The 10,417-nt window shown below is 72.3% G+C and carries 9 protein-coding genes; 1 reads left to right on the top strand and 8 read right to left on the bottom strand.

The genetic code is table 11. The features are described 5' to 3' along the window. Nucleotides 1-171: 171 nt before the first annotated feature. The 7 genes from M8C11_RS29200 to M8C11_RS29170 all read right to left on the bottom strand — a co-directional run bounded on the left by M8C11_RS29200 (nucleotide 172) and on the right by M8C11_RS29170 (nucleotide 8,610). Nucleotides 172-696: a barstar family protein gene (locus tag M8C11_RS29200; protein WP_252454607.1), complete on the bottom strand. Its 525-nt coding sequence runs from the start codon at nucleotides 694-696 to the stop codon at nucleotides 172-174. A gap of 62 nt (nucleotides 697-758) precedes the next feature. After that, on the bottom strand, nucleotides 759-1,199 hold the full coding sequence (locus M8C11_RS29195) for a ribonuclease domain-containing protein (RefSeq protein WP_252454606.1): 441 nt from the start codon (nucleotides 1,197-1,199) through the stop codon (nucleotides 759-761). Nucleotides 1,200-1,385: 186 nt separating this feature from the next. After that, entirely contained in the window at nucleotides 1,386-4,295 is a 2,910-nt protein-coding gene (locus M8C11_RS29190) for a M36 family metallopeptidase (protein ID WP_252454605.1), read from the bottom strand. Nucleotides 4,296-4,574: 279 nt separating this feature from the next. Further along, nucleotides 4,575-4,862 (bottom strand): HNH endonuclease, encoded by a 288-nt coding sequence (locus tag M8C11_RS29185; protein ID WP_252454610.1) that lies wholly within the window; start codon nucleotides 4,860-4,862, stop codon nucleotides 4,575-4,577. A 195-nt stretch (nucleotides 4,863-5,057) separates the two neighbouring features. Beyond that, a complete protein-coding gene (locus M8C11_RS29180; RefSeq protein WP_252454603.1) occupies nucleotides 5,058-7,337 on the bottom strand; it encodes a hypothetical protein in 2,280 nt (759 codons plus the stop codon). Nucleotides 7,338-7,346: 9 nt separating this feature from the next. After that, a complete protein-coding gene (locus M8C11_RS29175; RefSeq protein WP_252454602.1) occupies nucleotides 7,347-8,024 on the bottom strand; it encodes an alpha/beta fold hydrolase in 678 nt (225 codons plus the stop codon). Nucleotides 8,025-8,064: 40 nt separating this feature from the next. Then, nucleotides 8,065-8,610, bottom strand: a complete 546-nt coding sequence (locus tag M8C11_RS29170) for a hypothetical protein (RefSeq protein ID WP_252454601.1) — start codon at nucleotides 8,608-8,610, stop codon at nucleotides 8,065-8,067. Between the two features lie 343 nt (nucleotides 8,611-8,953). Between M8C11_RS29170 and M8C11_RS29165 the strand changes: the two genes are divergently transcribed. Continuing rightward, nucleotides 8,954-9,775, top strand: a complete 822-nt coding sequence (locus M8C11_RS29165) for a hypothetical protein (RefSeq protein ID WP_252454600.1) — start codon at nucleotides 8,954-8,956, stop codon at nucleotides 9,773-9,775. An 11-nt stretch (nucleotides 9,776-9,786) separates the two neighbouring features. On the opposite strand, the gene M8C11_RS29160 is transcribed toward M8C11_RS29165, so the two are convergent. Next, the gene (locus M8C11_RS29160) at nucleotides 9,787-10,416 is read right to left on the bottom strand and encodes a VOC family protein (RefSeq protein ID WP_252454599.1); all 630 of its coding nucleotides are present in this window, start codon (nucleotides 10,414-10,416) and stop codon (nucleotides 9,787-9,789) included. Between the last annotated feature and the right edge of the window lies 1 nt (nucleotide 10,417).

Genomic DNA, 10,417 nt, shown 5'->3' with positions numbered 1-10,417 from the left:
ATCACCGCCTGGTCTGAGGGCCGGGCGGCACACCGGCGACGGGCCCCGGCGCGGCGGCCAGGCGAGGGCGGGGCGGGTGGGCGCGCGGCGAGGGCGGGTGGTCCGGGGCGGGTGGGCGCGCGGCGAGGGCGGGTGCTCCGGGGCGGGTGGCTGAGAGGGCGGGTGGCGGGGTCAGCCGGCGGAGGGTGGGGTGCCGACCCGTCGGCCGAGCACCGCGGCCACCCGGTCGCGCAGGGCGGACAGCCGGTCCGGGTGGTCGCGCAGCACCACCCGCAGCGTCTCGTGGCCACTGGCGGCGACCGCGCCGAGCACGTCCAGCAGCGTGCCGAGCTGGGCGGGCGGCTCGTCGGTGAGCAGGTCCGCCGCGTCGGCCACGACCACTGTCAGCGGACCGGCGTCGAGGCGGTCGGCGAGCGCGTCGGCGAGGGCGTCCCAGTTGCGGCCGTACCAGCCGGGCAGCGCCAACGCCCCGGCGAGCGCCTCGTGCAGCCCGGCCCGGGTACGCGCCCGCGTGCCGGACATCAGCACGCCGCCCGGCAGCGCCCCGCCACCCGGCAGCGCCCCGCCACCCGACAGCACCCGGCCGCCCGACTGTGGGCCACCGTCCGATCCCGGTACGGTGGCGCCGCCGTCCGGCTCGGGCGGTGCGCCGTCGTACACGAGCCAGGCCGGTGCCTGCGGGGACGCCGCGCCCATGGATCCGTCCTTTCCCGACGGCGCCGGCCGGGCGGGGAGTGCCCGGCCGACGTCGAGGCTGCTCAGAGCCGGTAGAAGTTGGCGTAGTGGTCGGGTGAGAACCAGGTCGCGCCGGTGCTCTTGTTGACCACGATCCGGTACGCGTCCCGGGAGGCGTTGCAGGCGCGCGGGTAGACGTCGTACTCGTAGTAGGTGGCGCCGGAGGGCAACTGGCCCTCGTAGTTGTAGAACCGGCCGCCGGCGAAGTTGCACTGGCCGCCGCTCCACGAGTACCAGCCGCGGCTCGTCGGGAAGCTCTTGGCGGACCAGCCGGAACGGGCGGTGCGCGCGTCGGCGCAGCGGGCCTGCGTGCAGGAGCCGTAGACGGCGGCCGCGGCGGGCTCGGCGAGCCGGGTGGAGACAGTGGACGGGGCGACGAGCGCGGCGGCGGCCACGGCGGTGACCAGGGCGGACGCGGCGAGGGCGCGGCGTACGCGGGTGACGGCGGCGCGGAACGGGGTCAAGGGATCCTCCTTGAGCGAGCCGGCATGACATCGACCAGCATCGTTTCCTGGTCGCCGCTCAGTCTGTCGAGGATCCTGCCCGCCGTACAGCCCCGATCCGGCGACGGCGCCCCGAACCCCGCGTGAACACACGATGGCGGGTGCGGACGGGCGACCCGAGCCGCCCGTCCGCACCGGCCGTGTGGATCAGTGCGTGAACGCCTGGAACTCGGCGATCCGCACGTTCTGCGCCTGCGGGCTGGCGGTGGCGCAGTCGGTCGCCGCCCGCGGGTCGTCGTCCTGCTCACCGGCGTAGTCCGGCGCGCCGGTGCACTGGTTGGTCAGCACCTCGACGCGCAGGTGCGTGGCCTTGGTGCGCGGGATGTCGAACGACCGCATGATCAGCTCGGGCGCCCGGGGACGCGGCGCCACAGCCGGGAACGCGTCCGGCCGGCTGGTGTAGACCGGCCGGAAGTCCGCCGCGTCGGCGCAGGTCACCGGCCCCGTCGCGGTGCACGCCAGAACCCGGAACTGCCGCACCGCGGAGTACCGGCTCTGGGTGCCGGCGTCGGCGTCACCGGTGACCGGCGGGCGCAGCATGGCACTCACCTGCACCCGGCGTACCTGCTGGACGTCACCGGCCAGGTCGACTGTGACCTGCCGGCCGGCGACCGGCGCACCGAGCGAGGCCCAGTTGGTGGCCTCGTCGTCGTCGGCGATCTGCGACAGGTTGATCCCGTCGCCGCTGACCGCCGCGCCCGCGGTGGCCGAGGCCAGGTTGGGCCGCAACGTCACCGGCAGCGTCCGGTTCTGACCCGCCTTGACCTTCACCGGGCCGATGCGGGTGTGGCCGTAGCCGGGCGCCCGCACCACGAACTCGTACGTGCCGGGCACCAGGTCCACCCGGTCGGTGAGCGGGGTCGCCGCGTCGGTGTCCGCCACCGGCACCGCCCGCGCCTGGTAGCGCCCGACGAACAGCTGCGCGCCGGCGACCGGCCCGCGCTCGCCGACCGGCAGAAGACGCAGCGAGCCCTCCCGCGCGTACGGCGAGGTGAAGCCCGGCGTGGGGTCGGCGTCGGTGTGGCCGACGCTGGCCGCGGTCTCGCCGAGGCCGCGCCCGGCGAAGGCGTTCCAGAGCAGGTCCTGGTTGGCCCCGCCGAAGCGGATCCGGTCGGCGGCGAGCATCGCGTCCCGGGCGTCGACCATGCTGACCTGGCTGACCGACATGAGCAGGAACGAGTCGAAGACCAGCTGGATCCAGCGCCGGTTACCCGGGCAGGCGGTCACGTCGCGGGCGCCGGTGGCGCACGCCTTCTGCACGGCCGGGGTGCCGCTGCCCCAGCGGCGCATCATGGCCGCGCGGATGTCGGCGTTGGTGGCGCTCCACAGCTCACCGGAGGCGTGCACCTGGAGGCCGACGAAGTCGTAGTCGACCGAGCTGTAGTTGAGCGGGCTGTCGCTCATGTTGTAGTTGCGGATGCCCGCGTTCGGGTCCCCGGTGGTGTACTCGCCGATGGTGAAGCCGCGCCGGCCGGGTGCGGCGTACCCGTGCTCGAACAGGTACTCCATGGCGAGCTGGTCGGACCAGCTCTCGCTCATACCCTGCGGCGAGCTGACCCCGGCGCTCGGGCCGGCGATCATGCGGTTGGTGACCGCGTGGCCGTACTCGTGGGCGATCACCGACATGTCGAAGTCGCCGTCGACGCAGGGCGCGTAGAACGAGCCCGCCATCGGCTGCCACAGGTACATGTTGGTGGTCGGCGCGACGCCGTCCGGCGGGGTGATCTGGTTGGCGTTGTTACGCGCCGCGAACGCGGGCGGACCGCCGCTGATGCCGCCGGCCTGCGCGTTGCCCTGCTCGGGGTCGTTACCGAGACCACCACGGCCGAGGTTGTCCTGCTGCATGTTCCAGGTCTCCTCGGTGAACCCGAGGTGGTAGGTCCAGTCGTGCATCCGGTTGTGCATGGCGAACAGGTTCGCCCGCGCCGCGTCGATGTCGTTCGCCTGCGGCGAGGTGAACACCTCCGGGTTGCAGCGCTGCTCCTGCCACTGGTTCGTCCACGGGTAGTCGTACCTGCGGTCCGGGCGGGGCGTCGCGGTCTCGGTGCCGACGCTGAACGGATCGTTGCTGTTCCAGTTCTGCACCGCGATCGCGTTGTTGCCCTTGGTCGTGGTGGTGGACCGGCCGGTGGCCGGGTCAATGTCCCACGCCGGGTGCCCGGGCACGCCCACCACCTCGGCGCAGCCGCGCGCCGGCACGGCGCACCAACGCTTGCGGGTGTCGGCCGAGGACCCGTCGACACGCGGCGAGTTCGGGAAGACCTCCCACGAGGGGTGGTCGGCGTCGTGGTCGATCAGGTCCTCGCGAACCAGCACGGCGCCGTCGCGGGCGTCCACGTAGGTGGAGTAGGCGGCCGGGTCCGCGCCGGTGGTGTCCGCGCCGAGGACGACCTCCCACGCCGCGCGCGCCCCACGGTCCGCGGTGGGGACCGCGACCAACGAGGTACGCACGACCTGCGCGTCGGCACGGCCGGCGTCGGCGATGGCGGCCTGGCGGGCCTGCTCGGCGCTGATCGTCGCGGGGGCCGGCGTACCGGCGTCACGGGCCAGCGAGGAGCTGACGTGCCACACCGCTCCGTCGCGTACGCCGACCGACAGCATGCCGTCGACGGCGGCCGGCAGATCGCCGAAGCGCTGCCGGAACAGCACCGTGGCGCCCTGCCCCATCGGCGCCACGGTGAGCAGTTCCAGCGCAGCGGCGCCCTCGGCGGTCAGCCCCAGCACGTCCCGGTTGGCGGCCACATACGCCCGCGCGGCGGCGGCCGGGTCGGCGGGCAGGCCGGTGGCGAGGGGCTTGCCGGTCGAGGTGAGCGTGGCCGGCGTACCGAAGTCGGTCCAGCGCACGCGCGCGCCGAGCGCGGTGGCCCGGTCCCGCTGCCGCTCGCTGGCGGCGACGCGGCCCTTGCGGTTGTCAGTGGCCTTGGTGTCGTGCCGGTCGCCCGGCAGGTGGTCGGGTGGCGCCTGGGTACGGGTCTGTTCCCGGGGTGCCGCCTGGCCGCCGCCAGCGGCGGTCAGGACCAGACCGGCTGCCAGCAGCAGCGCGGTGGTCCCCGTCAACGCACGGGATGGTGTGCGCACGGTCCCTCCTGTCATCGTCGAACGGCGATGTCCGTTCCGCCATCCGACCAGCACGATCGACGCGCCGACACCATCCGAACATCCATAAATGTTGCTGCGTCGATTTCTCGGCGGCACCCACGGCACTTCCGGTCGAGCAGTTCCGAGACTCACGTCTCACCAGACGAGACACGAGTAGATCTTGGTACGAAACGGCCCCCATGAGGGCCCTTCCGTACCAAGATCTCCACAGCGTCAGCAGCGGAGGCGACTCAGCAGTCAGGCTGCTTTGAACACTGACTCCAGGTGCCACTCCAGGAACTCGGCTCTGGGCCGGTCTCCACGTCGCTCCGGGATCGCGATGACGGACCCGGCCTTCGCGTAGAACTGGTCGCCGTTGCCGAACTCGCTTCGCAGGCGCGGACTCACCATCAGGCGGTACCTCGGGTCCACCCCCAGGTATCCCCGATCGAAAAGGATGTGGACATCAGACCTGAGCAGCATGCCGTTGTCGATCCGATGCTCGCCGCCCGCAGGCAGTCGCCGGATGTGCGCCGCCTGGAGCACCGGTTGCAACAACGTCAGCCTGCACCAGAACGGATCTTGTCGCTACCCCGACCGGCGTCACGAACCCGACCAGTCAGGATTCGCGCGTCCACGTCGTCAGGTCCCGTTGCGAAACGCAAACAGCGGGTCCCGGCCAGTCCTCCAGCACACCAGACGCGGACAGGTGGCGACTTGAGGTCACGTTCTCGCTCCTGATCAAGCGTCGCCACCCTTTTTCTCCGTGAGATCGTCGTCGTCCCCCCGTCGGCGCAGTGCCCACCCGCCGACCCGGCCGGAGAGCTTGCCGGTCGCCCATTTGGCCCGGTCGAAGGTGTCGTTGCCGAGGCGCCGGGCCGCGTCCACGCCGTCTGCGCCGGTCTCGAGCGCCTTGTCTCTCGCCTCCTTGGCAGCGTCCGTCCATCGTCTCGCCTCCGAGGACTGCCTATCACCCTCGATCCCGAGCCGCCCGTGGAAATCGACGATGGCGGCCGAGACGTGGTTGCTCGACTTCACCACCGCCGGTGAGTCCATCGGGTTCAGCAGCACCTTGGCGTTCGCCCTGCCCGCAGCCGCTTCCATGCGAGCCAGCAGACGCTCCGTGCACCGGGAGATGAGTTCGAGCCGGTTCTGCCGGGCGTTCCTCAGCCCGACGCGATGCCCGTCCAACTCGTCCGGCGACGCATCGAGCACCCGGTCGAGTTCGAGCACGGCAATCGCGTCCTGCAGTTGGAAGCAGCGGGCCAGGACGACGAGCCACTCGTGTGCCTTGGACTCCGCTTCCCTGGCCGCCTTGGCGAGATCACCGATAGCGGCTTTACGCTCCAACTTCTCCGCGAGCGCGTCGAGTTGACGCAACGCGTACGCCTGGGTTTCCGCGATCGTCGCCGGCGCGCCCTGCACCTTCGACCACGTGACCTCGTCGACCCGGCCCCGCTGCTCGCGAATGGTCATGGACTCCTCGATGACGAAGCCCACGCCGATCATCCGGGCCAGCACAGCGTCCTTCTGGGCGCGGAGCACATCGTCGACCTTCTCGTCGATCGTGGCGAGATAGTCGGTGATCTCCTTCATGCTCTGCTGCATCGCAAGCTGCGCCATGAGTCCCGCAGCACCGGCCAGCAGCGCCGGATTGCCAGCCATTGAGACCTTGTCGATCTGGAGCCATTTCTGGATCGAGCCTGGATCTCCCACCATCGCGTGGCTGACACCCGGGGTCTTGGTCGGCATCAAACCGTGTTTGTGCACGAGTTGGGCCGATTCCTTTGTCAGCTGCACCCAACGACCCGAGTGGGCGGCGATCTCGGAACCAGCCTGTGCCGCTGTCGCCCCGACCTTGAGGACAGATCCGAGCCGAGGCAGCCCGAGGTCTCTGGACGGCAGGCCCTCGGAGACGAGGAAGCGCTCGACAGCCGCCGGATCTCCGATGACCGCCAGCCCGTCACCGTCGCTGACCAGCTGGATCTCGTTACCCATTCTCGGCTCCTGACAGGTGGGGAGGGCGGAGAGCGATGCTGTGCACCCGGTTCGCAGCTTGAGGTGCAGACGGTCAGTGGTCTCGGTGAGGAGCTGGTGCTCGTCGGCGATCAGGTCGGCGATCACCTGGCCGAGATCCTGGCCGGGGGCGTGGATGCCCGCGACGGCGAGCACGTCGGCGTCGCGGCGCAGCTCGTCGGCGAGCTGGGTGGTGGTCAGCGGACGCGGCTGTTCGGGACCGTCGACGTGGTGACACGACAGTTCCCGTGCCCCGCACCGGTCGAGCAGCCAGTCCCGCAGCGCCTTGCGCTGCATCGCGTCCCAGCCCTCGGTGTCCCACCGCCGCTTGCACTCCGGCCGCTCGACCAGCCCGACGGTGCGGTTGCCCTCGATGACCACGATCCGCCGTTCCACGATCGCCCGGTACTCAGGCCTCCAGTACGCCGGCAGCTCGGTGATCGGCTTCGACCGGTGCCGCTCGAACCACTGCGTCTCCAGGCCCTCGTCACGCATCTTGCGCGCGAGCACGATCTCGAACGCCCGCTCCCCCGGCGCTTGCATCGGAGGCCGGACGCTCTCCGGCGCGGTCAGGTCGTCGTCCAGCAGCCCGTAGAGCGAGTAGACCTGCCAGTCCAACTCCTCCTGCAGTCCGATCATCACGCCACGAACGCAGTGCCACTCGTAGCCGGCGGCATCCAGCCGCTTGCGGGTCGGCACCCCGGAGGCGGCAACCGCCGCCGGGGTCACCCTGGCGAGCCGCCGCGCCAGGTCGTCGATCTCCCGGCTCAGTTCCACCGGGTACGCCGCAGAACGGTCGAAGACCGTCTCTTCCGGATCGGGCAGGCAGTGGTGACGCGTCGCCACGAACGCGGCGGCCAGCGACCAGGAATGCGCACACTCGCCCTTCGACAGCGGATGGTGGCGGCGCATCTCATCGACCGGATCGGCCCGCTCCCGCAGGTCCTTCTCCCGCCTCTCGACCTGCTTCTGCAGGTCGGACAGGAGCAGTTTCCGGTCGATCACGCGACGACTCTAGCCGTCCCGCCGCCGGGACCGCGGCAGCCGTAAGTACCGATCTCCTCGACAGACCGCTACCGATGGCTTCCCTCTCAGTCTCGGACGTGGGCTCACACCGTCGCATCGAGGAAGGTGGCCACCACCCGACGGAAGTCGTGCGGATTCTCGACCCACGGCAGGTGACCGGATCCGGGGAGGCTGACCCGCTCGCAGTTCCTCGGCAGGAGTGAGGGTGCGTGCGCCCAGCGCCTCCCACCGGTTCAGATGAGGCCCGAGCCGCCGCCTGAGATTCCGCTCGTAGTGCGGATGCCAGCCGCGTTCGGGGCCGATGCCGGTGCCGGACACGTAGATCAGGCGACTGACCCGCTCCGGGTGCTCGATCGCGTACCGCAGCGCCAGGTGCGCGCCCCACGAGTGGCCCAGCACTGCCGTTCGCGGTCCGGCCAGGTGTTCGCGTACCGCGTCGAGGTCGGCGACGAAGCGGCCAATCGTGTACGGACCGCGCCGCTGAGAACGCCCGCAGCCACGCTGGTCCCACCGAACGGCACGGGCGTGCCCGTCGAGTAGCCGGGCGACCGGGCCGAGGTAGTCCCAGATGCCCGGGCCGCCGTGGCAGAGCACCAGTGGCGCGCCGGCGCCGACCCGGTCGGTCCACAGGCGACAACCGTCTTCGGTACGCACGTCCGCAGTCATCGACGACAGTATGGCGAGCCGGCGAGCCGCCACGGTCCGGTCAGTCCTGGGTGCCGGCGAACAGCGTCCAGGCGTCGGTCTCGGTCGGCGCCAGCGGCCGCGCCGGCAGGTAGGACGCCAGGTCGCGGAAGTCCGCCACGGCGTTGTGCACGCACACCGCGAGCGAGAAGTGCAGCAGTTCCCGCACCGCCTGCGCGTCGGGCGCGGTGACGTCGTCGAGCAGCGGGCTGCGGACGTCGAGCGCGAACACCACGTGGCAGGCGCTCTGGTCGGACTTGACCACGCAGTAGTAGCGCCCGGCCTCGGCCAGCCGGTTACGGATGTTCGCCCACGCCATCGCCCCGGAGATGTCCGGCACGTCGGCGCCGGCCACGCAGGCCATCCGGAAGACCCAGCGGGCCGGATCCTCGGGTGACACCGCGCCGTAGACCAGCACCAGGCCGCCGCGGTGGAACACGGCGAAGCCCTGCACGTCCGGGCTGAGGTGCAGGAAGTCCGGGGTCCAGACCCGGTCGTACTGCCGCTCGGCGAGGGACCGCAGGAACTGCACGGTACGGCCGGCGGCGTGGCGAGCGTCAACACCCATGCGTTCTGGTCCTCCCCCAAAGGATCACGGAGCCTCACGCTACGAAGCGCTTCGATCACGGATCAAGGCGCGCCGATCGACTCTGGATGGTCGGTCCCGTGAACGGGACCGAACCCGCTTCGAGTCCCACGGATAGGACTACGGGACGGCTCGTCCGATCGGTCAGCGCCCGCCCCCTCGGCCGGGCGGAACCGCCGTGCGCGCGGCTGCGCGCGTACACCGGCCGGGGTTGTTAGCGTGGATCGCGGACCGCACGGCGGTCCGGCCACCCCTCGCCCGACGGCCCGCGCGTCCCGGTGACGCCGCGGGACGCGGTGCTGCGATCCGGCATGGAGGGGGTGCGATGACCGCGGTGCCGGAGGATCCGGGGCCGGGTGACCGCCGGCCCGCGCCCGGCGCGCCGGTCGACGGCTGGCGGCGGCGCTGGAGCGTACGGACGCGGGCGCTGGGCGAGGCGGCGCGCGTGCGGACCCGGCGCTTCTGGGACGGTGCGCAGCCGACGCTGCGGCAGCTCTGGTGGACCGAGGAACCGGTGACGCCGGTGACCACAGTCGACCGGCGCGTACCGAAGCCGCTCGCGGTGCCGGCGCAGGGCCAGGTGTACGTGTTCCTGATCCGCGCCACCTACACCTGGTCGTCGGAGACCGCCCGGCCGGAGCTGTTCGGCTGGTACGTGGACTACTTCCAGCAGCAGGCCGCGCAGCGCCTGCACCGGCTGGCCGTCCGGTGCGCGGTGGAGGTGCCGCCGCACCGCCCGCGCGACCTGCACGCCGCGTTGACCGCCGCGCTGGCCGAGGACGACCCGTCGCCCTGGACGTACGCGCGCGGCGAGGTGACGTTCGCCTGCGAGCCGGACGTCACAGTGCACCTGGACGAGCGGGTGCGCAAGCTGCTCCAGCCGTACTGGGAGCAGCGCATCGCGCTGGAGTGCGAACGCGACCTGGCCCGGCGCCGCGCCGAGTACGCGGAGGAACGCGACCGGCGCGACCGCCCGCCGGAGCAGGCGAGGACGGCGGGCGAGGCGGGACGGGCGCGGCGTGGATCGCGGCCGGACGGACCGGTGGAGTCGTTCACCCCGCTGGAGCCGCTGCTCCCCCCGCCCGCACCGCGCTCGGCCCCGGGGCAGCGGCCCCGCCCCGGCGAGCCGGAGCCGCCCCAGGTCTGAGCCCGGCGGCGTCAGCCCGGAACGGCGGCCGTCTCGGGGCGGGCCTGCCGGGCGGCCAGGTACGCGGCGATCCCGGTGCTGTCCTCGGTGGCCAGGAACGCGCCGCGCGCGTTGACGAGCGCCTCGTCGGCGTGGGTCAGGCAGCCCCACACCGTGTCGCCCCACGAGTCGGCGAGCTTGACCTCGGCCGGCTCGGTGCAGGGCTCGCCTCGTGGTCCGCCGATCCCGCAGTGGCCGGGGGCGCCGTCGCGGCGGGCGGCGACCTGGGCGGCCCGGCGCACCGGGGCGGGTCGCCCGTCCGGCTCGGCCTGCGGGGCAGGTACGCCCGGTGGGTGAGCGAACAGGATCGTGTTGCCGGCGGGGTCGGCGGTGCGGCACTCGCCGCCGGGAGCGTTCTCGACCCGGTGGCCCGCCGCGACGAGGCGTTCGGTGGTCGCGGCGACGTCGTCGACGTGGAGGTACAGCGTGGCCGGGGCCGGGGCGCCCTCGACGATCAGCAGGGTCAGGTCGCCGCAGCGCAGACGCGACCGGCCGTCCTCGCCGGGCTGCCCGGTGTAGCCGAACAGCGCGTAGAACCGGCCGGCCGCGTCGGCGTCACCGACGTTCAGCACCGGGACCTGACCCTGAACTCCGCTGCGCACC

The sequence above is a fragment of the Micromonospora sp. CPM1 genome, from assembly GCF_023896895.1.
Classification (GTDB): Bacteria; Actinomycetota; Actinomycetes; order Mycobacteriales; family Micromonosporaceae; genus Micromonospora; species Micromonospora tulbaghiae.
Note: the sequence above shows the minus strand (reverse complement) of the source record. Positions and strands in the feature narration are given on the sequence as shown.